General features: G+C 73.1%; 26 protein-coding genes. 11 read left to right on the plus strand and 15 right to left on the minus strand.

The window, feature by feature from the left end:
* Entirely contained in the window at positions 1 to 792 is a 792-nt protein-coding gene (locus tag AC07EG_RS15080) for an ABC transporter ATP-binding protein (protein WP_478253674.1), read from the minus strand.
* A gap of 143 nt (positions 793 to 935) precedes the next feature.
* Here AC07EG_RS15080 and AC07EG_RS15085 point away from each other — a divergent pair, with 143 nt between their 5' ends.
* The gene (locus tag AC07EG_RS15085; protein ID WP_478253675.1) at positions 936 to 2198 is read left to right on the plus strand and encodes a sensor histidine kinase; all 1263 of its coding nucleotides are present in this window, start codon (positions 936 to 938) and stop codon (positions 2196 to 2198) included.
* A gap of 10 nt (positions 2199 to 2208) precedes the next feature.
* Here AC07EG_RS15085 and AC07EG_RS15090 read toward each other — a convergent pair whose 3' ends face one another.
* The 4 genes from AC07EG_RS15090 to AC07EG_RS15105 are packed head-to-tail and all read right to left on the minus strand — an operon-like array spanning position 2209 to position 5954.
* On the minus strand, positions 2209 to 2853 hold the full coding sequence (locus AC07EG_RS15090; protein ID WP_478253676.1) for a response regulator transcription factor: 645 nt from the start codon (positions 2851 to 2853) through the stop codon (positions 2209 to 2211).
* Between the two features lie 37 nt (positions 2854 to 2890).
* Positions 2891 to 3712, minus strand: coding sequence for a hypothetical protein (locus AC07EG_RS15095; protein WP_478253677.1), 822 nt, complete (start codon positions 3710 to 3712; stop codon positions 2891 to 2893).
* A gap of 2 nt (positions 3713 to 3714) precedes the next feature.
* A complete protein-coding gene (locus AC07EG_RS15100; protein WP_478253678.1) occupies positions 3715 to 5010 on the minus strand; it encodes a type III PLP-dependent enzyme in 1296 nt (431 codons plus the stop codon).
* A 17-nt stretch (positions 5011 to 5027) separates the two neighbouring features.
* Positions 5028 to 5954 (minus strand): 3-oxoacyl-[acyl-carrier-protein] synthase III C-terminal domain-containing protein, encoded by a 927-nt coding sequence (locus AC07EG_RS15105; protein ID WP_478253679.1) that lies wholly within the window; start codon positions 5952 to 5954, stop codon positions 5028 to 5030.
* A 360-nt stretch (positions 5955 to 6314) separates the two neighbouring features.
* On the opposite strand from AC07EG_RS15105, the gene AC07EG_RS15110 reads away from it, so the two are divergent.
* The 3 genes from AC07EG_RS15110 (at position 6315) to AC07EG_RS15120 (ending at position 8474) form a co-directional block, all read left to right on the plus strand.
* A complete protein-coding gene (locus AC07EG_RS15110) occupies positions 6315 to 7343 on the plus strand; it encodes a terpene synthase family protein (RefSeq protein ID WP_478253680.1) in 1029 nt (342 codons plus the stop codon).
* Positions 7344 to 7413: 70 nt separating this feature from the next.
* Positions 7414 to 8133, plus strand: a complete 720-nt coding sequence (locus AC07EG_RS15115; protein ID WP_478253681.1) for a MerR family transcriptional regulator — start codon at positions 7414 to 7416, stop codon at positions 8131 to 8133.
* 29 nt (positions 8134 to 8162) lie between these two features.
* Positions 8163 to 8474 (plus strand): hypothetical protein, encoded by a 312-nt coding sequence (locus AC07EG_RS15120; protein WP_478253682.1) that lies wholly within the window; start codon positions 8163 to 8165, stop codon positions 8472 to 8474.
* Here AC07EG_RS15120 and AC07EG_RS15125 read toward each other — a convergent pair.
* From AC07EG_RS15125 to AC07EG_RS15145, 5 genes are all read right to left on the minus strand, one after another.
* Positions 8411 to 8995 carry an HAD family hydrolase gene (locus AC07EG_RS15125; RefSeq protein ID WP_478253683.1) on the minus strand — a complete coding sequence of 195 codons (585 nt, stop codon included), beginning with the start codon at positions 8993 to 8995 and terminating at the stop codon, positions 8411 to 8413. The genes AC07EG_RS15120 and AC07EG_RS15125 overlap by 64 nt on opposite strands.
* A 457-nt stretch (positions 8996 to 9452) precedes the next feature.
* Positions 9453 to 10085 carry an NUDIX domain-containing protein gene (locus AC07EG_RS15130; RefSeq protein ID WP_478253684.1) on the minus strand — a complete coding sequence of 211 codons (633 nt, stop codon included), beginning with the start codon at positions 10083 to 10085 and terminating at the stop codon, positions 9453 to 9455.
* A complete protein-coding gene (locus tag AC07EG_RS15135; RefSeq protein ID WP_478253685.1) occupies positions 10082 to 11230 on the minus strand; it encodes an adenylosuccinate synthetase in 1149 nt (382 codons plus the stop codon). Before AC07EG_RS15135 ends, AC07EG_RS15130 begins: the two co-directional genes overlap by 4 nt.
* On the minus strand, positions 11227 to 12201 hold the full coding sequence (locus AC07EG_RS15140; RefSeq protein WP_478253686.1) for a hypothetical protein: 975 nt from the start codon (positions 12199 to 12201) through the stop codon (positions 11227 to 11229). The genes AC07EG_RS15135 and AC07EG_RS15140 overlap by 4 nt, the downstream gene beginning before the upstream one ends.
* 3 nt (positions 12202 to 12204) lie before the next feature.
* Positions 12205 to 13200 (minus strand): adenylate cyclase, encoded by a 996-nt coding sequence (locus AC07EG_RS15145; RefSeq protein ID WP_478253687.1) that lies wholly within the window; start codon positions 13198 to 13200, stop codon positions 12205 to 12207.
* A 150-nt stretch (positions 13201 to 13350) separates the two neighbouring features.
* Between AC07EG_RS15145 and AC07EG_RS15150 the strand changes: the two genes are divergently transcribed.
* Positions 13351 to 14649, plus strand: coding sequence for an FAD-binding oxidoreductase (locus tag AC07EG_RS15150; protein ID WP_478253688.1), 1299 nt, complete (start codon positions 13351 to 13353; stop codon positions 14647 to 14649).
* Here AC07EG_RS15150 and AC07EG_RS15155 read toward each other — a convergent pair.
* The gene (locus AC07EG_RS15155) at positions 14636 to 15067 is read right to left on the minus strand and encodes a hypothetical protein (protein ID WP_478253689.1); all 432 of its coding nucleotides are present in this window, start codon (positions 15065 to 15067) and stop codon (positions 14636 to 14638) included. The two genes, AC07EG_RS15150 and AC07EG_RS15155, sit on opposite strands and share 14 nt — an antisense overlap.
* Before the next feature lie 119 nt (positions 15068 to 15186).
* Between AC07EG_RS15155 and AC07EG_RS15160 the strand changes: the two genes are divergently transcribed.
* Positions 15187 to 15387, plus strand: a complete 201-nt coding sequence (locus AC07EG_RS15160) for a DUF3072 domain-containing protein (RefSeq protein WP_478253690.1) — start codon at positions 15187 to 15189, stop codon at positions 15385 to 15387.
* 88 nt (positions 15388 to 15475) lie between these two features.
* A complete protein-coding gene (locus AC07EG_RS15165; RefSeq protein ID WP_478253691.1) occupies positions 15476 to 16168 on the plus strand; it encodes a class I SAM-dependent methyltransferase in 693 nt (230 codons plus the stop codon).
* On the opposite strand, the gene AC07EG_RS15170 is transcribed toward AC07EG_RS15165, so the two are convergent.
* The gene (locus AC07EG_RS15170; protein ID WP_478253692.1) at positions 16158 to 16643 is read right to left on the minus strand and encodes a carboxymuconolactone decarboxylase family protein; all 486 of its coding nucleotides are present in this window, start codon (positions 16641 to 16643) and stop codon (positions 16158 to 16160) included. The genes AC07EG_RS15165 and AC07EG_RS15170 overlap by 11 nt on opposite strands.
* Positions 16644 to 16782: 139 nt before the next feature.
* On the opposite strand from AC07EG_RS15170, the gene AC07EG_RS15175 reads away from it, so the two are divergent.
* Positions 16783 to 17700: an RNA polymerase sigma-70 factor gene (locus AC07EG_RS15175; RefSeq protein ID WP_478253693.1), complete on the plus strand. Its 918-nt coding sequence runs from the start codon at positions 16783 to 16785 to the stop codon at positions 17698 to 17700.
* On the opposite strand, the gene AC07EG_RS15180 is transcribed toward AC07EG_RS15175, so the two are convergent.
* Positions 17672 to 18706, minus strand: coding sequence for a PucR family transcriptional regulator (locus tag AC07EG_RS15180; RefSeq protein WP_478253694.1), 1035 nt, complete (start codon positions 18704 to 18706; stop codon positions 17672 to 17674). The genes AC07EG_RS15175 and AC07EG_RS15180 overlap by 29 nt on opposite strands.
* 95 nt (positions 18707 to 18801) lie before the next feature.
* Between AC07EG_RS15180 and AC07EG_RS15185 the strand changes: the two genes are divergently transcribed.
* From AC07EG_RS15185 to AC07EG_RS15195, 3 genes are read left to right on the plus strand one after another with little or no spacing between them, the layout of a single operon-like run.
* Positions 18802 to 19701 carry an alpha/beta hydrolase gene (locus AC07EG_RS15185; protein WP_478253920.1) on the plus strand — a complete coding sequence of 300 codons (900 nt, stop codon included), beginning with the start codon at positions 18802 to 18804 and terminating at the stop codon, positions 19699 to 19701.
* Position 19702: 1 nt separating this feature from the next.
* Positions 19703 to 21460, plus strand: a complete 1758-nt coding sequence (locus AC07EG_RS15190; RefSeq protein ID WP_478253695.1) for an ABC transporter ATP-binding protein — start codon at positions 19703 to 19705, stop codon at positions 21458 to 21460.
* Complete coding sequence (locus AC07EG_RS15195) at positions 21457 to 23178, plus strand: ABC transporter ATP-binding protein (RefSeq protein ID WP_478253696.1); 1722 nt, start codon at positions 21457 to 21459, stop codon at positions 23176 to 23178. Before AC07EG_RS15190 ends, AC07EG_RS15195 begins: the two co-directional genes overlap by 4 nt.
* Here the strand turns inward: AC07EG_RS15195 and AC07EG_RS15200 are convergent.
* Together AC07EG_RS15200 and AC07EG_RS15205 are read right to left on the minus strand one after the other, a co-directional pair.
* A complete protein-coding gene (locus AC07EG_RS15200; RefSeq protein WP_478253921.1) occupies positions 23165 to 24004 on the minus strand; it encodes an LLM class flavin-dependent oxidoreductase in 840 nt (279 codons plus the stop codon). The genes AC07EG_RS15195 and AC07EG_RS15200 overlap by 14 nt on opposite strands.
* A gap of 35 nt (positions 24005 to 24039) precedes the next feature.
* Complete coding sequence (locus AC07EG_RS15205) at positions 24040 to 25059, minus strand: aldo/keto reductase (RefSeq protein ID WP_478253697.1); 1020 nt, start codon at positions 25057 to 25059, stop codon at positions 24040 to 24042.
* Positions 25060 to 25071: the final 12 nt, after the last annotated feature.

A 25071-nucleotide genomic window follows, 5' to 3' on the forward strand; every position in this document is an offset into this window, starting at 1 on the left:
TCAGTGCACCATTCCCGTCAGCCGGGGCCCGTCCTGGGGCCGTTCCTCGGCCCAGGCACCCAGGTGGGTCATCCGCCGGGCCACCTCGTCCGCGGTCGGTTCGAGCAGTTCGCCGACCACTTCGCCGTCGGCGAGGAACAGCACGCGGTCGGCGTAGGCGGCGGCGACCGGGTCGTGGGTGACCATCACGATCGTCTGCCCGGCCAGGTTCTTCGCCTCGCGCAGCAGGCCGAGCACCTCGCGGGCGGCCCGCGTGTCCAGCGCGCCGGTCGGCTCGTCGGCGAAGACGACCTCGGGCTGGGTGACCAGCGCCCTGGCGATGGCCACCCGCTGCTGCTGGCCGCCGGACAGCTCACCGGGGCGGTGCCGCTGCCGGTCGCCGAGGCCCACCCTGGCGATCACCCGTTCCACCTCGGCCCGGTCGGCCCGGCGCCCGGCCAGCCGCAGCGGCAGGGTGACGTTCTGCCACACGGTCAGCGAGGGCAGCAGGTTGAACGCCTGGAAGACGAAGCCGATCCGGTCGCGCCGCAGGGTGGTCAGCCGGTACTCGGTGAGCCCGCTGAGTTCCTGCTCGCCGAGGAAGACCGCGCCGGAGGTGGGGCGGTCCAGCCCGGCCGCGCAGTGCAGCAGGGTGCTCTTGCCCGAACCCGACGGTCCCATCACGGCGGTGAACGTGCCGCGGCCGAAGCCGACGGTCACCCCGTTCAGCGCGACGACCCCGCGTTCCTTGCCGTGGACCTTCCGCACGGACACGAGCCGGACCGCGTCCGGTACGCCTTGGTGCTGCCGCATTTTCGCCACTCCCCTGGGATGCTCACCGGTCTCGGGAAAGCACGCTACGCAGGTGCGGGAGCGTTTCCGATGGTGATAGGGAGCCGCTTTCCACGGGACTTAGCACTACCGACCCGGCCGGTTCCCCGGCCCATAATGAAGCCATGACGAGCGGTGATTCCCCGGTGGCCGCCGGCTGGACGGCCACCCTGCGCGGCACCGCGCTGGCCGGGCTGGCGTTGCTCGAGCTGGTGTTGTTCGTGCTGGTGGTGTGCGCCGGCTCGCTGATCGGCGTCGGCCTCGGGCTGGTGCTGCTGCCGCCGCTGGTGCTGGCCACGCAGCGGCTGGCGAACGTGCAGCGGCGGCTGGCGCTGAGCTGGTCCGGGGTGCGCATCCCGGTGCCCTACCTGGCCGACGCCACCGGGGGCACGCCGGTGCAGCGCTGCCACCGGCTGCTGGGCGACCGGGCGAACTGGCGGGACGCGCTGTGGCTGCTGGTGGACGCGAACGCCGGGCTGCTGCTCACCTTCACCCCCCTGGCGTTGATGCTGCACGGGCTGCGCGGCATCGCCATGCCGTTCGTGGCGGCGTCACCGGACGACACCTGGCTGGGCAACTGGTACGTGGTGGTGCCGGTGGCCGACCAGCCCACCGCCTGGCTCGCCGCCGGGCTCGGCGTGCTGCACTTCCCGCTGGCGCTGTGGCTGGCGCCCCGCCTGCTGCGGCTGCACGGCCGCCTGGCCGGGCTGCTGCTGTCGCCCACCGAGAACACCCGCCTGACGCACCGCGTGCAGCACCTCACCGAAACCCGGGACGACGCCGTCGACAGCCAGGCCGGCGAGCTGCGGCGGATCGAGCGGAACCTGCACGACGGCGCGCAGGCGCGGCTGGTGGCGATGGGCATGACGCTGGACGCGGCCAGCCGCATCGTCGACGAGCACCCGGAGGCGGCGAAATCGCTGCTGGCCGAGGCGAAGACCAGTTCGGCCAAGGCGTTGCAGGAACTGCGGGACCTGGTGCGCGGCATCCAGCCGCCGGTGCTGGTCGACCGCGGCATCGCCGACGCCATCCGGACGCTGGCCATGGAGAACGCGCTGCACCTGGAAACCACCATCGACCTGCCGGGGCGCCCGGCGCCGGCGGTGGAGTCCGCCGCCTACTTCACGGTCTCGGAAGTGCTGAACAACGCGATGAAGCACTCCGGCGCCGAAACCGGGGCCATCGACGTGCGCCACGAGAACGGCAGGCTGCTGATCAACATCAGCGACCACGGCCGGGGTGGCGCGGACCCGGAGCTGGGCACCGGCCTGCGCGGCATCGAACGCCGCCTGGCCCCCCTGGACGGTTTCATCACCGTCCTGAGCCCCCTCGGCGGCCCGACCATGGTGGCCGTCGAAATCCCCTGCACCCTGCTCACCAATTCCTGACCGTGCGAGGTCAGTGCTTCAGATAAGCCAGAACCGCCAGCACCCGCCGGTTGTCGTCTTCGGAAAGGGGGAGGTGGAGTTTGGCGAGGATGTTGTTGATGTGCTTCGACACGGCCTTTTCCGAAACGAACAGGGCGTTCGCGATGCTGCTGTTCGACCGGCCCTCGGCCATCAGCTTGAGCACATCCCGTTCCCGCGCGGTGAGCGAGTCCAGCCCGGCGTCGCGGGTGTTGTGCGTGAGCAGCCGCGAGATCACCTCGGGGTCCATCACCGTGCCACCGCCGGCGACCTGGCGGACGGCGTCGATGAACTGGTCGCCGTCGAACACCCTGTCCTTGAGCAGGTAGCCGATCGAGCCGACGCCGTCGGCGAGCAACTCGTTGGCGTACAGGCGTTCCACGTACTGCGAGAGCACGAGCACCGGCAGCCCGCGGACCCGCCGCCGGGCTTCGATGGCCGCGCGCAGGCCCTCGTCGGTGAACGACGGGGGCAGGCGGATGTCGACCACGGCCACGTCCGGGCGCTCGTCGAGCATGGCGCTCAGCAGTTCCGGCCCGCTGCCGACGGCGGCGGCGACTTCGAACCCGTGTGCTTCGAGCAACCGCACCAGACCGTCCCGCAGCAGGAACTGGTCCTCACCGATCACAACGCGCACGGGTGCCTCTTCCGGTCAACCGCCAGGACGGCACCCATCATAGGGGCGGGGACCCCGGCACCACGCACACGTTCAGGTCCCGGTACACGGGGTCGTGGTCGACCAGCAGCACCGGCCCCGCCCCACCCGGAGCGGCAGCGGCCAGCGCGGCCCACAGGCCGGTGGCCGGAAACCCGGGCAGGGCCCGGTGCGCCCCGGGAAAGCCCGCCGAGCAGGCACCCCGCCCGGTGATCACCGTGGCGGGTACCGGGACCGGGCCCAGCAGGGCGGGCAGCGCACCGGGCACCTCATCGGGCGGCACCCCTGGCACGGTGCCGACCGAAATCCCGTCGGACCCCGCTTCCAGCAGCAACGCCACCGCGGCGTCGCGCACCGGCCGCTCGGTCCGGTACGGCATCCCGGCCTGGTCCACCACCAGCACCAGCACCCGGCGGCTGCCGTGCCGCCGCGCGTGGGCCCCGGCGACCCGCAGCGCGGTGAACGCCACCGACCGGCCCTGCCCGGACAACGCGAACACCAGCGGGCCACCGGGCAGCACGGCGGTCAGGCCGACCGCGGCGGACTGCCGGGGGTCGAAGTCGGGGGTGGCGTGCGCGACGATCGCCAGGTCGATCGGCTCCCCGGCGGGCAGCGAATCGGTGAGCACCGCCGCGGCCATCGACTGGAAGGTGTTGCCACGCGCCCGTGCCACGTCCTCGGGCCGGTGCCCGAGGTCGTGGTCCCGGGTCAGGTCGGCGAAGTACCGGAACAGCTCCGGCACGTCGATCCGGTGCTCCCCCGCCGGGAACTCCCGGTGCCGCACGCGGCTCAGCCGCAGGCGCACCGGGTTCGGCCGGCCGGGGGCCGCGGTCCGGTACACCGCTACGCCTCCAGCCCGGCGGTGGCCAGCCCGGCCACGTGGTGCAGCCGCTGGCGGCGCAGCAGGTCCTCCGGCCGGTCCCGCTCACTGATCAAATAGGACAGTCCATTGTGCACCAGCACCTCGGCGGGGTAGCCGTGGCCGAGGAACAGCACCGGGGAGGCGGTCGGGCCGTAGGCACCGGAGCGGAACACCCCGAGCAGGTCGCCGGGGCGCACCGCGGGCAGCGCGACCTTGCGGCCCAGCACGTCGTTCGGCGTGCACAGCGGGCCGGTGACGTGCCAGCTCTCGTCGGCGGGTTCGCCGAACCGGTTCAGCAGGCCCATCGGGAAGTCCCGCTTGACGTAGGAGCCGATGCCCACCGCGGCCATGTGGTGGTTCGTGCCGCCGTCGGTGACGGCGAAGTTCTGCCCCAGCGAAGTCTTCACGTACCGGACCCGCACCACGTAGGTGCCGGAGACCGCGGTGAGGAAGCGGCCCAGTTCCATCACCAGCCGGGTGGCCGGGTGCCGCCCGGCGAAGTCGGCGAGCACCGGGTTCAGCCCGTCCGCCAGCAGGTCCAGGTCCAGGTCCCGTTCGCCGTCGAAGTAGGCGATGCCGAGCCCGCCGCCGATGTCCACCATCTCCAGCGGGAAGCCCAGCCGCGCGGACAGCCGTTCGGCGAGCCCGAAGATCCGCCGGGTGTTCTCCACGATCGGTTCCTCGCTGAGGATGCGGGTGCCCATGTAGACCTGCACCCCCATCAGCCGGACGTGCCGGTGGCGCGCCACCAGGCCGTCCGCGGCGAACAGCTGCTCCTCGTCGATGCCGAACTGCCGGGGCTTGCCGCCCATGGTCAGCCCGGAACCCTTGACCGCGAAGCTCGGGTTCACCCGCAGCGCCACCGGTACCACGACGCCCAGTTCCGCGGCCATTTCGTCCAACCAGGACAACTCACCGAAGGATTCGCAGACGATCGTGTAGATGCCCTCGGCCAGGCAGGCGGCCAGTTCGGCGCGGCTCTTGCCGGGGCCGAGGAAGATGATGTCCTCCGGTGCCACCCCGGCCCGGCGGGCGGTGAGCAGTTCCGCCATCGACGAAACCTCGGCCCGCGCGCCGTGGGCGTGCAGCAGCGCGCAGATCGACACGTTCGGATTCGACTTCAGGGAGAAGAAGATCTCCAGTTCCGGGTGCAGCCGCGCCCGCAGCCCGTCCAGCCGCGCGCCCAGTTCCCCGCCGTCGTAGACGAACACCGGGGTGCCGTAGCGCTCGGCGAGTTCGGTGATGCCGATCCCGCCGACCTCGAACTCTGCAGTCATTCTCGGGCTCCTTGTGACTAGTGCCGGCAGACCATGGCGGAAAAGGTCGAGCCGAGGCCGACCGAGACCATCAGGTAGTGGGCGCCGGGGGCGAGCAGGCCCAGCCCGGTCGCCGTGACGTGGTTGAGGAACGGGTCGGCGCAGAAGCAGTGGCCGGTGACCCCGACGTTGCCGAGGAAGATCTTCTCCTTCGGCACGCCCAGCGCCCCGCCCGCGCGGATCCAGGACACCCGGTTGACGTTGTGCGGCAGCACCAGGTCGAGGTCGGCCAGGCGCAGCCCGGCCGCGTCCACCGCCGCGCGGGTGACCTCGGCCAGCGCGTCCGGGTAGAGCTGCCGGAATTCCGCGGCCTCCTCGTCGGACAGGATCACCTTGCCACCCGGCCCGCCGTGGGTGGCGGTGGCGAACCCGAGCACGGTGTCGCGGTCCTCGCCGGGGCCGACCAGCACCGCGGCGGTGGCTTCACCCATGACCGCCACGTCCGGGATCACCTGCGCGCTGTGCGTGAACGCCTTCTCCCCGCACAGCACCAGCGCCAGCGCGTCCGGATCACCGTCGGCGGCGAGCAGCGTGCCGCACAGGTCGACGGCCAGCAGCCCGGAGGCGCAGGCGTGGTCGGTGAGGGTGAACACGGTGGCCTGGGACAGGCCCAGCGCTTCACGCACCTCCAGCATCGGGTTCACCGGGTACGGCGACGCCCCGGGCATGGTCTTCGCCCGCACCAGGTAGCGGACGCGGTGCTCCTGCCCCGCCAGCGCGGTCAGCTTCCCGGCCGCGGCCAGCAGGGTCTCCGCTTCGGACTCGCCGGAGCGGCACACCTCGGACAGCCCGTAGAACCGGCGCAACCGCCGCAGCTGCGCGTCGGTCAGGCCGAGTTCGCCCTGCAGCGAATCGATCGGCACGGCCGACGGCAGATAGGCGGCTACCGCTACCAGCGAGGTCATGGCGCCCAGCGTCACCGCGGGCGCTGACGTCCCGCTGACCGGCTACTGACGCACGGGCGCCCCGCAGGCGCCCCGGAGCCATCGGCGGCTCCTCCGCCTGGTCAGCCACCGCACGGGCGGGGCGGCGGCACACGACCGCTTCCACCCCCGGAGGCCGCGCCGCCGCCGGTTCGCCAAGTCCTGGATGCGTACACCCATCGTCTCCCCCTCGATACGGATACGTGAACAGTGTTCTACGTGTGGTGGCGGCCGGACACGGTTTTTCCACTGGGTGAAGGCCGAGCCGGCTCACCCGTCCGGGTTTCCCCCGGCCGGTCCACCCCGGTTGCCCCTCCCGGCCCGGCTTGGTCACCTGGTCCCGTGCCGGACCACCCGGGTTCCCCCCGCTTCCTCGCCCCGCAACTGCGCCACCTCCCCGCCGCGTGCGCCGACTGGGGGGCGCGGGCCCAGCAGCGGACGCTCGACTGGGGCACGCGCACCGGCCTGCTCGCGGGCGAGCGGACCCGCCGCCGTCACGAGCTGTCCGGGTTCGGGCAGCTGGCGGCCCGGATGTGGCCGCGGGCAGGCGCCGACGACGGTTACCTGTTCAGCGACTGGCTGACCTGGTCGTTCCACTGGGACGACCTGGTCGACGGGAGCGAGTACGGCGAGGACCCCGACCGGCTCGGCCGGACCGCCCGCGCCGTGCTCGCCCCCGGCGGCCCCGCCGCGCCGGGCCCGATCGGCGCGGCCTGGGCGGAGCTGTGGGCCCGCACCGAACCACGCACGTCCGCGGCCTGGCGGCACCGCTTCCGCTGGCACCTCGACCAGTACCTCTTCGCCATCCTCAACCAGGCCACCCACCGCCTGCTGGGCACCGTGCCCCCGGTGGCCGAACTGCTCGCGAACCGCCGCATCGCCGGCGGCTGCCTGCCGTTCCTCGACTTCGCCGAGGTGGCCGCCGGGGGCACGCTGCCCGACCGGCTGTACGCCAGCAGCGGCTACCAGGAGATGGTGCACATCGCCGCCGACGTGAGCACTTGGTGCAACGACGTGTGCTCACTGGACAACGACGCCGAAAACGGTGAGCACTACAACCTGGTGCACGCCATCCAGCACGAACACGGCTGCACCCGGGCGGAGGCGATCACCCGCACGACCACCCTCGCCGACCGGCACGTCACCCGGTTCCGGCAGCTCGAAGCCCGGTTGCCCGGGCTCTGCGCCCGGCTCGGCCTGACCGCGGCGCAAACCGCGCTGGCCGCGGACTGCGCCAGGGGGCTCGCGGAGTTCATGCGCGGCACCCACGACTGGTACCTGGACAGCGCCCGCTACTCCGGCGCCGGTGACACGCCGGACCCGGAGGACCGGGAGCGGATCCGCGCGCTGTTCACCGCCACCTCCTCCTGAGCGCGCTTGACCGTGCCGCTACGGCACGGTTTTGACTGGGGGCGTCCGATCCCGCCGCGGAGGAGGAAGCGTGGCCTGGAGCACCCGCGAAATAGCCGAGCTGGCCGGTACCAGCCTGCGGGCGGTGCGGCACTACCACGAGGTCGGCCTGCTCGCCGAGCCCGAGCGGCGCGCCAACGGCTACAAGCAGTACGGCGTGGCCCACCTCATCCGGGTGCTGCGCATCAAGCGGCTCACCGACCTCGGGTTCTCCCTGTCCCAGATCGCCGCCATGGGCGACGCCGACGAGCACCCGGAGGAAGCCCTGCGCACCCTCGACGCCGAACTGGCCGCCACCATCGAACGCCTCCAGCGGGCCCGCGTCGAACTCGGCCTGATCCTGCGGCGGGCCGCACCCGCCGGCCTGCCCAGCGAACTCGCCCCGGTCGCCGCGGCGCCGCTGTCCGAGGCGGACCGCTCGTTCGTGATCGTGCTGACCAGGGTGCTCGGCCCGCAGAGCCTGCGGGACTACGCCGACATCCTGCGGGACGCGCCCAGCGATCCGGCGACCACCGAGTTCGACGACCTGCCGGAGGACGCCGGCGAGGCGACCCGGCAGGACCTGGCCGAACGGCTGGCGCCCTGCGTCCGCCGGTTGCACGAGCGGTACCCGCAGCTGCGGGAGATCAACACCGAGGCACCGGGCGGCGCCCGGTTCGCCGCGGAGACGGTCAGCAAGGCGCTCGTGGACCTCTACCACCCGGCCCAGCTCGACGTCATGCGCCGGGTCCACCAGCTGCTCCGGGACTGACGGGCCGGCGCTTGGGTCATACTGGCGGGATGAGCGAGTCGATCGAGCTGTTCCCGTTGACCCGGGTCGATCCGGAGCGCTTCGCCGCCGACCAGCAGCGGCTGTTCAGCGGCGCCCGGCTGCACATCGGGCGGTCCGGGGTGGTGCACGCGGTCAGCTGGGTGAACTGGCTCAACGGCTTGGCCCTGCCCGCGCCCGCCTGCCACCAGGGCTGGTCGGGGCTGGGTTCGGGCGGGGAGATCACGCCGACCGCGCTGCCGGTCAGCTGCCGCAAGTGTCAGCGCCTGACCGGCTTGCCCGACGACCCCGGCCAGCCCGCGCTGTTCCCGCTGCCCGGCTGAAACCGGATGACCTCGATCCCCGCCTCCCGGGCGGCGGCGAGTTCTTCGCCCGCACCGGCGAGGAACAGGCACGACTCCCCTGACGCGATCACCTGTGACAACGGTCTGTGGTCCCGCCCGGCGACGTTACGCACGTGCCCGTCCAGGCCGTGCAACACCAGGAAGGCGCGGACCGCCTCGGCCGCCAGGCCGCTGACCACGGTGAGCCGGGTACCCGCCGCGGCGATCGACGCGAACGCCTCACCGACGCCCGGCGCGGGCCGCGCGGTGGCCACCAGCTCGGCTTCCAGTCGGCGCAGCTGGGTGCGGACCGCCCGCTCGGTGGCGGGCCCGATCGTGGCCGCGTAGTCGAGCACGGCGAACGGGTCGCCGGTGCGGGCGATCCGCCGGGGTAGCCGCCCGCCGGCCACCAGCACCCGCAGCCGCTCGGCGATCGGCCTGGTGGAGGGCAGCTCCGCCACCGGTCCGGCGAAGGCGACCAGCAGGTGGTCGCACTCGGTGAGCCGGTCCTCCACCCGCATGACACCCTCCCCGGTCGGTTCCTGCCACGGTACCGGCCACGCCGGTCTTCAAGCCGCTGACGAACCGCCCCGGAGCTGCGCGACAACCTGTTCAGGCGGTCCGCCGCAGGCCGAGCACCGCTCCACGCCGACCGGTCGGGTTTGACCACGCACGTCTTCAAGCCACCGACGAACTAGAGCGCCCCTCCCACCGCCACAACGACGGCGGCCGCCCACCCCGGGGCTGGGCGCTGGCGTGCTCGGCGGTCCGCCACAAGCCGAGCACCCCCACCCCGGCCGACTCCAACCACACACCCCCAAACCACCAACAAACTAGAAAGCCCCTCCCACCGCCACAACAACGGCGGCCACCCACCCCGCAGCCGAACGCTCATGCACTCAACACTCCACCACAAGCCGAGCACCCCCACCCCGGCCACCCGACCCCAACCACACACACCCCCAAACCACCAACAAACTAGAAAGCCCCCTCCCACCGCCACAACGACGGCGGCCGCCCACCCCGGGGCTGGGCGCTGGCGTGCTCGGCGGTCCGCCGCAGGCCGGGCAGGCGTTCCATGGTCCGCCCCAGGTTGGCCGGATAGGGCCGGTCGCCGGTCAGCGCCTCGGTGGCGTCCAGCGCCTGCGCGGTGGTGAAGCCGTTCCCCATCAGCCCCGCGGTGAAGGCGACGTCCCGCCACAGGCGGTCCGCCAGCAGCGGGCGGCAGTCCGCCACGATCCGGTTGTGGTCGAACGCCAGCGGCGGCACCTCGTCCAGCGGGCACCACACCACGTCCTCCGCACCGGCGGTCGCGGTCGCCCACAGCGCGATGGACAGGGTCGGGCCACGCGGATCACGCGAGGGCTCGTCGAAGGTGGTGAGCTGCCCGGTCCCCGACAGGGCGGCGGCGGGCAGGCCCAGCTTGGTGACCACCGCCCGGCGCGCCGCCTCCCGCAGCCGCTCCCCCAGGCCGAGCAGCACCCCGGGCAGCGCGAGTTCCCCCCGGAACGGTTCGGCGGCCCGGGGGGCCACCCCCAGCAGCACGGTCCGCGCCCCGGGGTCGAACCGCAGGACCAGCACGTCCACGGACACCGGCGTCGAGTCGATCACGCACCGATTGTGACCGGCGCCCGGTCGCTGCGTGCCAGCACCCGGTAGTCGGCGCGGCCGGGCCCGTACCCGGCGATCGCGACCGGCCGCCGGGCCCCGAACCACGCCAGCGGGTCGCCGAGGGGAACGGCCGGGGCGCCGGGCGCGGGCACCACCCGCGGCCGGTCGGCGTCGAGGTGGGTCACCGCGAGCACGTCGACGCCCTGGCAGACCGCGATCGCGTAGTCCAGCAGCGTGGCGTCGAGGTGGCCCGCGCGCCAGGCCCCCTGGTATTCCCCGGTGCCGTTGTGGACCTCCGGGTACCGCGCCAGCACACCGGCGTCCTCGGTGGGGAACGGGCCCGCGCCGTGCCGGGTGTGGTAGGTGCGCGTCACGCCGACCACCGTGTGCGGGCGCCCGGCCAGCAGCGCGCGGGCGTTGTGCGGGGTGGTGGTGGACCAGGTGGTGTGCGGGTGGAACCCGTGGTGCTCGTCGAGCAGCACCCCCTGCGCGCCTTCGAACACCACCCGGCCGCGGTCGGCCAGCCGCCCGGCCTCCTCGTCGTCGGTGATCCGCACCGCGGCGGCGAAATCCCGGTACAGCGCAACGAGTTCGTCCACGCCGTGCCGGGGGGCGGCGAGCGGGGCGTAGAACCGGGCGAGGCCGTCGAGCTTGCGCCGCAGCACCTCGGGCCGGGTGCAGTCGGCGACGGTCGGCGCCTGTCCCGGTCGGCGCAGCGAGTACCAGACGGTCTCGCCGATGCCCTTCCCGCACGAACCGTGCCGCCGCTCACCACGCGCGTCCTCCCGCGCGCGGTTGGCGTGGATGTGGAACGGCGTGGTCAGCAGCGCCCCACCGGCCACGCTCAGCCGGGCGAGCGGGTTCCGGACCCCGGCGGCTTCGAGCTGCCGCGCCTCGGTGGCCAGCGCGAACGGCTCGACCAGCACGAACCGCGACAGGTGGGTGGGCACCCCGCTGAAGGTGCCCGCCCCGAACTGGCTGAACGTGTGGTGCCGCCCGCCGTCGACCACGTTGTGCGCGGCCTGCGCGCCGCCGTTGAACCGGATCACCGCGGTGGTGGGCCGGTCGGCGCACAGGGCGTCGACCACGGCGCCCTTGCCCTCGTCGCCGAACCCGAGCCCGACCACCACCACGTGCCCGTTCACCGCAGCACCACGTCGTCCGGGCCACCCGGGCCGGGCACCGCCGAGGTGACCACCGCACCCGCACCCCGGTGCGCCAGCGCCCGGCCGACCGCCGCGCCCTCCGCGGCCGAGCCGACGTCGGCCAGATCGGCCAGCGCCCGGTCCACGTCGACCACCTGCTCCTCCGTGCCGATCGTGGCCGCGATCAGCTCGCACACCGCGCCGGGGTCGTCGAGCTTGAGGAAGTTCTGCCCGAGCAGGCCGCTCCAGTGCGCCTCGATCTCGGGGTCGCGGTAGTACGAGGACTGGTTGGGCAGCACGTAGTAGACGTGCCACTTGCGGGCCAGTTCCCGGTACACCGAAGCCGGGTCGATGTCCTGGCGGACGTCGTCGCCGATGACCCGCCGCACGTGCTCGGCCCGCAGGGCCGGCTTGTTCAGCTCGTCACCGATGATGAACAGGTAGCCCTTGCGCCCGCGTTTGCGCCACGCGTCGGTGACCACGTGCCGGGCCATGAAGTACGCGGCCAGTTCGTAGGACTCGCTCTTCTGCCCGCCGCCTCCGCCTTCGAGGAAGATCGTGCGCAGCTGCTCGTCCATCCGGTTGTCGGACTCGAACTGCCCGATCTGCAACGGGACCCGGTCGCTGTCGGCGTCGCCGATGGCCCCGAAGAGCACCTGCGGATCGGCCAGGTAACCCTTGCGCTGGACCAGCCCGTGCAGCTTGCCGAGCTTGCCCTGCATGATCCGCGGTACCCGGCGCATCGAGCCGGTGACGTCGAACAGCACCGCGATCGGGGTCGAATCGGCGTGGTCGGCCGAATCACGGCACTCCCGGACCGCGTTCAGCGGGTCCAGCGCCGGTGCGACCTTCCACTCGGTGGCCGGCCTGCCGCGCAGCCCGGCGGTGTAGCCGAAGTCGTCTTCGCCCTTGGCGGCGCGGAAGGTCTTCGCCGCGGCGTAGGCGTTGTCGTCCCAGCGTCCGTATCCCATGGTTCAGGCTCCTGTCTCGGGGATTTCGAAGGGCCGGAAGGTGCGTGGCCCGTACAGCTCGTCGAGCAGTTCGTCGTATTCGCCGAGCAGGTCGGCGGCGCCGGGTCGTTGTGCGGGTGCGTCCTGGGCGCACCACCCGGCGAAGGTGCGCTGGCGGTTTTCGCCGGGTGCCAGCAGGTCCAGCATCATCCGGTGCAGCATGTGGACGTCGGTGGCCGCGGTGACCGGTTGTCCATTGTGGACTTCAGGCGGGTACCGCACGGATCCGTCGGCGGCCAGCGGGAGTTCACCGTCGCCGGTGGCGAAGGACCAGCCGACGAGCACGATGCCGTGTTCTTCCGGGTGCACCAGCACGTTGTCCGGGGTGAGGTGGCCGTGGACCACCCCGGCGCGGTGCGCCCCCGCCACGGCCCGCAGCAGGCGCCGGTGCATCCAGGCGTAGTCCCGGCCGTCGAGCCCGCCGGGGAAGGCCGCCCGGATCGCGGCGAGCGTGGTGAAGCCGTCGATGAGCGGTTCGAGCACGGTGAACGCCCGTTCGCCGCGGGGCACCGGGCCCGAGGTGTCGATCAGGCGCGGGTAGTACGGGCGCAGCCAGCGGTGCTGCTCGGTCAGGTCGTCCAGGGCGCGCAGCGCCGCCCATTCGGCGTGGAGCAGCGGGTTGAGCGACGGCTTGCGCACCAGCTTGACCAGGTGGGGGCCGGTGGTGCGGTAGGTCGTGGCGATGCTGCCCACCGCGTGCGGGCGGGTGAGCGAATAGCGCGCGGTGGCCGTGGTGACGGTGGCGACGGTGGTCACGGCCTGGCGCTTCCACTCGTCGTAGAAGCGGTTGAGCCGCGCGGCCGCCTGGTGGGCACGCGGGTCGCCGGGGTTCCGGTCGGGGTGGAGAGCGGCCGCCAGCGCGCGGTACCGGCGATGAGCGGCGCCGGGATCGGCCGCGAAAAGCGCGGCGGCATCGGTCGCCGTTTCGACCACCTTCACGGCGTCTTCCCTGGTGAGCATAGTTTGAGTCTACAAGACTCTTACCTGCCCGGGCAAGCGGTTCTTGATCGTTAACCGCTGGGTTATCGATCGATGCGGAAAGCGTCGTTGTTGGCGGTCTCCCGTCAGGTGATCGTGGTGGAGTCCGCACCACGGGAAAGAAGGAAGACCATGAGCGAGCTGTCCACCCTGCGTTCCACCGTCCGCGGCCGCGTCTGGCTGCCGGGTGAGCCGGGATTCGACCCGGCCCGCCGCGCCTGGAACCTCGCCGTCGAGCAGCCCGCCGCGGCGGTGGTCGAGGCGGCCGACGCCGAGGACGTCGCCGCACTGGTCGAGTTCGCCCGCGGAGCCGGGCTCGGCATCGCCACCCAGCCCAACGGGCACGGTGCCACGGGCCGCACCGGCGGCGCCATCCTGCTGCGCACCCGCCTGCTCGACACCATCGAGATCGATCCCGTCACCCGCCGGGCCCGCGTCGGCGCCGGCGTGCCCTCCGGGCGCCTGCAGGCCGCCGCGGCCGAGCACGGCCTGACCGGCCTGCCCGGCAGTTCACCGGTGGTCAGCGTCACCGGGGTCGCCCTCGGCGGCGGGTTGAGCTGGTTCAGCCGAGCACACGGCTGGGTCGCCGACAGCGTCACCGCCTTCGAGATCGTCGATGCCGCGGGACGTGCCCGGCGGGTCGACGCCGAGACCGATCCCGACCTGTTCTGGGCGCTGCGCGGCGGTGGTGGCGACTACGCCGTCGTCACCGCGGTGGAACTGGTCCTGCACCCGGCCCCGCACCTCTACGGCGGGCGGGTGCGGTGGACCGCCGAGCACGCCCCCGAGGTCGCGGAGGCGTACCGGCAGCTGACCGCCACCGCCCCCGAGCAGCTGACCGCCTGGCTGGAACTGCTGCACTTCCCCGGTGCGGCACCGATGGTCGCGATCGACCTCACCCACCTCGGCCCGGCGGCCGAGGCACGTGAGCTGACCGCCGCGCTGGACCACCTGCCGCGGCCCGTTTCCGACAGCAGGCGGGTCATGGCGGTGTCCGAGATCGGCGGCATCACCGCCGAACCCACCGACCCCGGGCCGGGGGTGTCCCGTGGTGAGCTGCTCACCGAACTGTCCGAGGTCACCGTCAAAACCCTGCTGGCCGAGCCGATCGCGCCGGTGATGACCGCCCAGCTCCGGCACCTGGGCGGAGCGCTGGCCCGGCCGTCGGACAGCCCGCACGGCGCGCTGGCCGAGCCGTACGCGCTGTACCTGTTCGGCCTGCCCGGCGCGGGAGTCGCGGCCAGGCAACAGGAGCTGGCCGGCGCCCTGCCCACCAGCGGGCGCAAACCGCTGACCTTCCTGAACCCGGGCGAATCCGCCGCCGACGCCTTCACCCCGGGCGCGCTGGCCCGGCTGCGGGAGGTCAAACGCCGTCACGACCCGGCGAACACCTTCCGCAGCAACGTTCCGGTACTCCTCAGCCGGCGGTGATGGCGTCCACGCCGAACTGCAGCGGGTTGAGCACGAAACCGGCTTGGATGCGGACGTAGCGGTAGGGCGCGGACGAGGGGTTGTCCACGGTGGCGGTCCGGTTCCCGAGGCCGATCATGGCCAGCGGCGCGGTCGAGACCTGCTGCCCGGCGCCGTCGAGGAAGTCCACGGTGGTCTGCGTGGCCAGGCCGTACCCGTGGAAGTGCACCAGGAGGTCACCGGTGCCCTCCTCCCCCGCACCGAGGTCGAACACCACGTGCGTGTTCGCGGTCCCCGACACCGTGGCGTGGAGGCCGTCCGGGGCGCCGAGCGCCCGGGCACCGTTCTGCACCACCGCGGTGGTGGTGGGCGCGATGGCGTCGGCGTGGGGATCGGCGACCAGCAGGCCGGCCGCGAGCAGCACCGGGAGGAAGCTCATCCCGTGGTTCTAACCGCCGCCGGACGCGGGGTCAATCGGCCGGACCGGGGGAAAACCGGCAGGTGTCGAATGCGCGGGGGCGGGGTATGTCGAACCCGCGTTCGACGAAAGGAAGTGCGATGAGCCAGACACCGGAGAAGGACCCCGACGACTGGACCACGGGCGACGAGCCGATGACCGGGCCGCAGGCTTCCTACCTGAGCACGCTCGCCCAGGAAGCCGGGGTGGAGGTGCCGGAGAACCTGACCAAGGTGGAGGCCTCCCGGCGCATCGACGAGCTGCAGCGCCAGACCGGTCGCGGCGCGCCCGCCGACTCCTGATCCGCAGGCGGGGTCACCGACGCGGGTTGTCGGTGACCCCGCCCGGTTCGTCCGCAGCCCAGGCGTTTCCCGGCCTATGGTGGGAGGCATGGACGATCGGCCGATCACCGTGGCGCAGCGGAACTACCGGCAGCACGCCGAAGCGCTCGAACGCATGGACAACCGGGAGCGGTTCAGCTACATCTTCCAGGCCAATCTCTGGGCCTCGGCATCGGTCTCGGGACCGGGTTCCGAAGCCGGCCAGACGCGTGACCTCCAGGCGAAGCTGCCGGACCTGCTGGCCCGCCACGGCGTGCGGACGCTGCTGGACCTGCCCTGCGGGGACTTCGGCTGGCTGAGCGGCGTGGACCTCGGCGTCGAACGGTACGTCGGTGCCGACATCGTGCCCGAACTCGTCGACCGGAACACCGACCGGTTCGGGCACGACCCGGCACGCGAGTTCCGGGTGCTCGACCTGACCAGCGACCCGCTGCCCGCGGCGGATCTGGTGCTCTGCCGCGACTGCCTGGTCCACCTCAGCGACGACGACATCCGGCGCGCGCTCGGCAACCTCCGGCGCAGCGGCTCGAAGTACCTGCTCACCACCACGTTCCCGGAGACGGCCGCCAACACCGACATCGCCACCGGCGACTGGCGGCCGCTGAACCTGCGCCGGGCGCCGTTCGACTTCCCGCAGCCGCTGGAGGTGCTGTTCGAGGGCTGCACCGAGGAGAACGGCGCGTACGCCGACAAGGCGCTGGCGCTGTGGGAGATCGCCGGCCTCCCGGACCTCAGCCGGTGAACGCGGCGAACATGCCCGGCTCGTAGGCGCCACCCGGCGTCCGGGTCACCACCCCGAGCCGGTTCGCCGCGTTGATCATCGCGACCAGGTAGAGCAGCGCGGCGACCTGGTCGTCGTCGTGGTGCTCGCGCACCCGGGCCCAGGTCTCGTCGGAGACGCCCCGGTGCGCGTCGGCGAGCCGGGTGGCCTCCTCGGTGAGCGCCAGCGCGGCCCGTTCGGCCTCGGTGAACACCGTGGCCTCGCGCCAGGCGGCGACCAGGTGGAGCCGGACCGGGGTCTCCCCCGCCGCCGCGGCCTCCTTGGTGTGCATGTCGACGCACTGGCCGCAGCCGTTGAGCTGGCTGGCGCGCAGCGACACCAGTTCACGGGTGGACTTCGGCAGCGCCGACTGCTCGATGAGCAGCGCGACGGCGGCGAACCGCTTGGCGGCCTTCACCGCGAACGCGTTCTCGAACAGGTTGAACCGGGGTTCCATGGGTTGATCCCTTCCTGGGGTTCCGCATCGGACGCCCACCAGATGCCGCCGGTCCCGGATCTGTGACACCGCCCCCTTGTCACAAATCCGCGTGGTCCGGTGTCTGATGGGGTCAGCACCGAGCACCAGGAGGAAGACCATGTCCGCAGTGGACGATCGCCCGGACCCCGCCACCGAGGTTTTCCTCGCCCACCGCAACCTGCTCTTCACCGTCGCCTACGAAATGCTCGGCTCGGCCGCCGACGCCGAGGACGTGCTCCAGGAGACCTGGCTGCGCTGGGTGGACGTGGACCTCGACGCGGTGCAGCACCCGCGTGCGTACCTGGTCCGGATCACCACGCGCCAGGCGCTCGGCAGGCTGCGGACGCTCGGCAGGCGCAAGGAGTCCTACGTCGGCCCGTGGCTGCCCGAGCCGCTGCTGACCGCGCCCGACGTGGCCGAGGACGTCGAACTGGCCGACAGCGTCTCGATGGCGATGCTGCTGGTGCTGGAAACGCTCGCGCCCACCGAGCGCGCGGTGTTCGTGCTGCGTGAGGTGTTCGCGCTGGGCTACGACGAGATCGCCGAAGCCGTGGACAAGAGCCCGGCCGCGGTCCGCCAGATCGCGCACCGGGCACGGGCGCACGTGGCCGCCCGCCGCCCGCGCGGCCCGGTTTCCCCGGCCCAGACGCGCAACGCGCTCGACGCGTTCAAGCACGCCGTGGAAACCGGTGACCTGCAGGGCCTGCTGGACATCCTGGCGCCGGACGTGGTGCTGCTCGGCGACGGCGGCGGGGTGGTGCAGGCCGTGCCGAAGCCCGTGGTCGGCGCCGACCGGGTGGCCCGCGTGCTGGTCAAGGGGTTCGGCCGGGTGGCGGACGCGATCGCGTTCCAGCCGGCCCAGGTCAACGGCTTCCCGGCGCTGACCGTCCAGCTCGGCGGCGAACTCGACACGGTGGTGGCGGTGCGGATCGACGAAGGGCGGATCACCGGGCTCTACGCGGTGCGCAATCCGGAGAAGCTGTCGCACATGCGCGAGGAGACCGTGCTCAGCCGTCGAGGAGCCGCCACGCGGTGAGGGCGAGCCGGGCCCGCAGCAGTCCGGCGGGCTCGGTGAGGTCGAAGCCCAGCGCCTTCCCGAGCTGTTCGAGCCGCCGGGCGACGCTGCTGTGGTGCAGGTGGAGCCGGTCGGCGGCCCGGCGGAGGGAACCGGTGGCGCAGTAGACGTCCAGGGTGTCCAGCTCGTCCGGGTTGTCCGCCAGCCGGGCGATCGCGGTGACGTCGGTGTTGGCCCGCGCGGCGTCGGCGGGCACCTGCGCGAGCAGCGCCAGCACCCCCAGCTCGGCGTGGTGCACCACCGGCTGGCGGCTGGTGGTGAACCGCAGCGCCGTGCGGGCTTCCGGCCACGCCCGCTCGGGCCGGTCGGCGGCGCCGAAGCCCGCGCGCACCCCGGCGGGCAGCCGGGCCGGGTCCACCGCGGTGGCCAGGATGACGCCCAGGTCGGCCACCGACGCCGCCTTCACCGGACGGCCGGGGCAGACCAGGCCGGCGACCCGGTCGAGCGGCAGTTCGGTGCGCACGGCGAGCACGCGGACCGGCAGGTCGGCGGGGAAGCCCAGCAACCGCAGGGCCCGGTCCCTGGCCGCCTCGTCGCTGTCCGCGCTGATCACCAGCTCGACCAGCGCGGGATCGGCCATGGTGGTGCGGGCGGGACCGTAGCGCTCGACGACCCCGGCGGTGGCGATGGCCAGCCGGTCCAGCACCAGTTCGTCGAGCAACCGCGGTGCGCCGGGGCGCTCCAGCCAGACCACCCCGATCTCCTCGCCGTCGAGGGTGATCGGCAGCGTGGACGACGGCGCCCGGGCGGGCGCGGTCGCCTCCCCGCCGCCGGGCGCCATGCGCAGCGTGCGCCCGGTGCCGTGCAACCGGATGCCCGCCACGCACTCGGCCAGGCCCGCCGAGGCCCGCGCCAGCGCCGGGAGGTCGACGCGGCGGCGCATCAGCGTGTCGTAGAACATCACCACGCGCAGCGCGCCCCCGGCCTCCGAGTCCAGCTGCGTCAACCGCGCGGCCAATGCTTCCATGACCGCAGGATAAGCGGCGATCGTCGCGCCGCGGGGCCGGAATGCCCGACGCGCGGCGGATGAACTCCCGTCCGCGCCTGGCCAGGATCGTGGTCATGGATCCCGAACTCGAAGCGTTCATCCCGCTCTTCCCCAAGTCCAGCCTGTCCGACCCGGTGACCGACCGGCAGGGTTTCGCCGCGCTGGCCACCGCCATTCCGCTGCCCGAGGTCCCCGGCATGGCGATCGAGGACCGGCTGGTGCCCGGTGACCCGGAGGTGCCGGTGCGGATCTACCGCCCGCAGCAGGCGACCCGCGGTGCGGTCATCTGGCTGCACGGCGGCGGGTGGGTGATGGGTGACGTGGACACCGAGCACCCGTGGGCCATCCGGCTCGCGGACAGCGCCGGGGTGGTGGTGCTCTCGGTGGGCTACCGGCTGGCGCCCGAGCACCCGTTCCCAGCCGCGCTCGACGACGCCTACGCGGTGCTGACCTGGGCCGCGGCGAACGCGGCCGAACTGGGCATCGACCCCGATCGGATCGCGGTCGGCGGGCACAGCGCGGGCGCCGGCCTCGCCGCCGGGCTGACCCTGCGGGCCCGTGACGAGCAGGGGCCGCGCATCTGCTTCCAGCTGCTCAACCAGCCGGGGCTGGACGACCGGCAGCAGTCGTGGTCGGCGCGGAACTTCACCGAGACGCCGTGGATGAACCGCGACAAGGTGACCGCGGCGTGGCAGCACTACCTGGGCGGCGCGCCCGCCTCGCCGTACGCCGCGCCGGCGCGCGCCACCGACCTGTCCGGCCTGCCACCCGCGCACATCGCCACCGCGGAGTTCTGCCCCAACCGCGACGAGGACCTGGCCTACGGGATGCGCCTGCTGGAAGCCGGGGTGTCGGTCGAGCTGCACCAGTGGGCGGGCACCTTCCACGGTTCGCAGGCGATCCTGTCGGCCGAGGTGTCGCAGCGGCAGCTGGCCGAACTCGGCGCGGTGCTGAACCGGGCGCTGGCGGGCTGAGGTGGGCAACACCGAAACCGCCGGGGCAACCGCGCTGACCGGGCTGCTGCGACCGCACGTGCGTGGTTTCACCGCCGTGGTGCTCCTGCAGGTGATCGGCGCCGTCGCGGGGCTGGCACCGCTGCTCGCGGTCGTCGAACTGGGCCGCACCCTGCTCTCGCCCGGTCCGGCCGACCCCGGCCACGTCTGGTTCGTGGTGCTGGCCGGAGCCGGTGGCCTGCTGGTGCGGCTGCTGGCCACGGCGGCGTCCTCCGGCATCGGGCACCTGCTCGACAGCCGGGTGCAGCTGTCGTTCCGGCGGCGGCTGGCCGCGCACCTCGGCCGCGTGCCGATCGGCTGGCTTTCCGGGCGCCGGACCGGTGAACTGGCGAAGGTGGTGGGGGCGGACGTGAGCGCCGTGCACCCGCTGATCGCCCACGCCCCCGGTGAGCTGGTCTCCGCCTTCGTGGTGCCGCTGGTCTCGCTGGTCTACCTGGTCACCGTCGACTGGCGGCTGACGCTGATCACGCTGATCCCGGTGGTGCTGGCGGTGGCGCTGGTCCCGCTGATGATGACCCCGGCCCGGCTGCGCGAGCAGGCGGAGTTCGACGGGGCGATGGGCCGGATCACCAGTTCGGTGGTCGAGTTCGTGCAGGGCATCGCGGTGGTCAAGGCGTTCGGCGGGACCGGGCGCGCCCACCGCCGGTTCCTCACCGCCGCCGACGACTACGCCCGCATCTTCTTCCGGTGGGTGCGCGGGGTCTCGCTGATCGCCGCGGGCCTGCAGCTGGCGCTGTCCCCGCCGTTCGTGCTGCTGGTCGTGCTCATCGGCGGTGCGGTGCTGATCGGCTCCGGCGGCCTGGCCCCGGCGGACCTGCTGCCGTTCCTGCTGCTGGGCCTCGGGCTGACCGCTCCGGTGGCGGCGCTCGGCCACGGGTTCGACGACGTGCAGACCGCCCGGCGCGCGATCGGCCGGATCCGGGAGGTGCTCGCCGTGCCGCCGTTGCCCGAACCCGACCGGCCGGAGGCACCCCGAGGGCACCGGGTGGAGCTGCGGGGCGTCCGGTTCGGCTACGAACCCGGGCACGAGGTGCTGCGGGGCATCGACCTGGTGCTCGAACCCGGCACGGTCACCGCGCTCGTCGGCCCGTCGGGCAGCGGCAAGTCCACGCTGGTGCAGTTGCTGCCGCGGTTCTTCGACCCGGACCACGGGTCGGTGCGGCTCGGCGGGGTGGAGCTGCACCGGATCGGCAGCGAACGGCTGCACCGGCTGGTTTCCTTCGTCTTCCAGGACGTCCGCCTGCTCCGCGCGTCCATCGCGGACAACATCGCGCTGGCGGTCCCGCGGGCGGGCCGGGACGACGTGGTCCGCGCCGCCCGGCTGGCGAACATCCACGACCGCATCCTGGAACTACCGCACGGGTACGACACGGTCGTCGGCGAGGACGTCCGGCTCTCCGGCGGTGAGGCGCAACGGATTTCGCTCGCCCGAGCGCTGCTCGCCGACACCCCGGTCCTGGTGCTCGACGAGGCGACCGCCTTCGCCGACCCGCAGACCGAGCAGGCCGTGCGCACCGCGCTGGCGGAGCTGGCGGGCGACCGGACGGTGCTGGTGATCGCCCACCGGCTGGAAACCGTCGCCGACGCCGACACCGTCGTGGTGCTCGAGGACGGGGTCGTCACCGAGCGCGGGGCACCCGCCGAACTGCTGGCGCGCGGCGGGAAGTTCGCCGAGTTCTGGCGCTCCCACCAAGCCGTCGAAGGGAATGAGACCCGATGATCCGGACGCTGCTGCGCGTGCTGGGCCACCAGCACGCGAAACCGATGCGCCGCACCGCGGCCGTGATGACCGCGGCCGCGGTGGCCGAGGGCCTGTCCTACGCCCTGCTGGTGCCGGTGCTGCAGGTGCTGTTCGGCGAGCACCCCGGCGAGGTCTGGCCGTGGCTGCTCGCCTTCGGGGCCGCGGTCGCGGGGTACGCGGTCCTGCGCTACCTCGGTGACCTGTCCGGTTTCCGCGTCGGGACCTCGTTGCTGCGCGGGGTGTACCACCGGTTCGGCGATCACCTGGCCCGCCTGCCCATCGGCTGGTTCACCGCCCGGCGCGTCGGCGAGGTCTCGGTGCTGGCCAGCGAGGGCGTGCTGAACGCGATGGGGGTGGCGGCGCACCTGCTGGCGCCGTTCATCTCCGCCTGCGTGACCCCGCTGACCACCGTCGCGGTGATGCTCGCCTTCGACTGGCGGCTGGGGCTGGCGGCGTTGCTCGCCGTGCCGGTGGTGGCGGGGATCCAGCGCTGGACCCGCCGGTCGACCGCCGCCGCCGACACCGAACGCGCCGAACGCGAGCACGAAGCCTCCGGCCGGGTCATCGAATACCTCCAGGCGCAGCCGGTGCTGCGCACGGGTGGCCGCACGGGTGAACGCTTCCGCGCGCTCGACGACGCGTTGTCCGGGTTGCAGCGCTCGGCCCGCCGGTCCACCTTCGCCACCCTGCCCGGTGTGCTCGGCCTGACGCTGACCGTGCAGGCGTTCTTCACCGCGTTGCTGGCCCTCGGCGCCGCCCTCGTGCTCGGCGCCAGCATCGGGGTGGCGCAGTTGCTGGCGATCCTGGTGCTCGCCGCGCGGTGCGCCGATCCCCTGCTGTCGCTGGCGGACATCGGCGGCAAGCTGCGGGCGGCGAACGCCGAACTGGTCCGGCTCGACGCGGTGCTGCGCACCGAGCCGCTGCCGGAGGCGCCCGAGCCGGTCGAACCGCGGCGGCACGACCTGGAGTTCGACTCGGTGGTCTTCCGGCACGGCGAGCGGACCGTGTGCGACGGCGTGTCGTTCACCGTCCCGGACGGGCAGCGGCTCGCCGTGGTCGGGCCGTCGGGTGCGGGCAAGAGCACGCTGCTGCAACTCATCGCGCGGTTCTACGACGTGGACGGCGGCGCGGTGCGCGTCGGTGGTGCCGACGTGCGTTCGATCAGCACCGAGGTGCTCATGCAGCGCATCGCCGTGGTGTTCCAGGAGGTCTACCTCTTCGACGGCACCATCGAGGAGAACGTGCGCTTCGGCCGCCCGGAGGCGACCGAAGCGCAGGTGCGGGCGGCGGCGACCGCGGCCCAGCTGGACGAGGTGGTCGACCGGCTGCCCGGCGGCTGGTCGGCGCACGTCGGGGAGGGCGGGGCGCTGCTGTCCGGCGGTGAGCGCCAGCGGGTCTCCATCGCGCGGGCGCTGCTGAAGGACGCCCCGATCGTGCTGCTGGACGAGGTCACCTCGGCACTCGACCCGGTGCAGGAGGCGGCCGTGCACGCGGGCATCGAGCGGCTGGTGGCCGGCCGCACGGTGGTCATGGTGGCCCACCGGCTGCGGACCGTGCAGCGGGCCGACCGCATCGCCTTCCTCGACGGCGGCCGGATCGTCGAGGAAGGCAGCCACGAGGAACTGCTGCGCCGAGGTGGCCGCTATGCCGGCTTCTGGCGGCTTTCGCTTTCCCCGGCGGCCTTCACGGATTCCTGATCAGCTCGTCGGCCACCCACCGCGCCACCCCTTCGGGATGGGGCGAGGGCAGGCCGAGCACGATGTGCCGGAACCCGGCGTCCACCGCTTCACCGATCGCGTGGCGCACCCGGCCGGGCTGCTCGTAGGAAACCGGCAGGTGGATCGAGCGGGTCAGCGTCGCCGGGTCGCGCCCGATCTCGGTGCAGTAGCGGTCCAGCAGGGCGCTGCGCTGCACCACGCCGGCGAGGTCGCCGCCGGGGGTGTTCCACACGTCGGCGTGCTCGGCCACGATCCGCAGCACGCCGGCCGACCGCCCGCCGATGACGATCGGCGGGTGCGGCCGCTGCACCGGCTTGGGATTGCCGAACGCCCCGGTCAGCTGCACGTGTTCGCCGTGGAAGTCGAACGGCTCGTCCTCCGTCCACAGAGTGCGGATGACCGCGCACGCCTCGGCGAGGCTCGCCACGGCGTGCGCGGCGTCGTGGTACGGCAGGCCGTGGGCGTCGTACTCGCGCCGGGCCATCGGGACGCCGGGACGGGACCCCGCGCCGATGCCGAAGTCGAGCCGTCCGCCGGAAACGACGTCCACCGTGGTGGCGATCTTGGCCAGCACGGCCGGTGGCCGGAACCGGTTGCTGGTCACCAGCAGCCCGAGGCGCAGCCGCCGGGTCTGCGCGGCGAGCGCCGAGAGCAGGGTCCAGCCCTCGAAGGTCGGGCCGTCCGGGTCACCGAAGATCGGCATGAGGTGGTCGTACAACCAGATGTGCTCGATCTCCGGCACGGCGTCGGCCTCCAGCCAGACCCGCCGGAGTTCGTCGTAGCCGACCTGCGACGGTGCGGTCATGATGCCGTAGCGCGTTCTTGTCACGGTGTGGCCCTTCAGCGCCGGCGCAGGTTCGCGTCGAGCAGGGACGGCGGGGTGTCGTGCTTCTCCTCCGGCGCCAGGTCCACCCCGGGCGCGACGATCTCGTCGATCGCGTCGAGCACGCCGGCGGGGAGCACGGTGTCCGCGGCGGCGAGCTGCGAACGCAGGTGCTCCACCGTGCGGGGGCCGATGATCGCGCTGGTCACGCCGGGGTGCGCGGTGGCGAAGCCGAGCGCGAGCTGGATCAGCGTCAGACCGGCCTCGTCGGCGACCTCGGCCAGCCGTTCCACGGCGCCCAGCTTGGCGCGGTTGACCGGGAGGCTGGTGTCGAAGCGCTCGGGCAGCACCGCCGAGCGGCTGGTGGTGATCTCCCGGTCCGCCCGGATCGCACCGGACAGCCAGCCGGAGGCCAGCGGGCTCCACACCAGCACGCCGAGCCCGTACTCCTGGGTCACCGGCAGGACGTGGGCCTCGATGCCGCGTTGCAGGATCGAGTACGGGGGCTGTTCGGTGACGTAGCGGCCGAGGTGGTGCTCGTGTGCGGCCCACTGCGCCTGCACGATGCGGTGGGCGGGGTAGGTCGAGGAGCCGAAGTAGCGGATCTTGCCCGCGCGCCGCAGGTCGGTCAGCGCCGACAGCGTTTCCTCGTCGCTGGTCCCCGGGTCCCAGCGGTGGATCTGGTAGAGGTCGACGTGGTCCACCCGGAGGCGCCGCAGGCTGTTGTCCAGTGCGGTGACCAGCCAGCGCCGTGAACTGCCGCGGTGGTTGCGCTCGCCGCCCATCGGCAGGTGCGCCTTGGTGGCCAGCACGAGGTCGTCGCGGCGACCGGCGATGGCGTTGCCGACCATCTCCTCGGACTGGCCCTGGCCGTAGGCGTCGGCGGTGTCGATGAGGTTGATCCCGGCTTCCAGCGCGACGTCGACCATGGCGGTGGCCTCGTCCTGCGTGGTGCGCCCGATGGCGCCGAAGTTCATCGCGCCGAGCACCAGGGTGCTGACCTGCACGCCGGTGCGCCCCAGGGTGCGGTACCGCATGGTTGTGCCTCC

Source organism: Amycolatopsis sp. NPDC045836 (genome assembly GCF_056431745.1).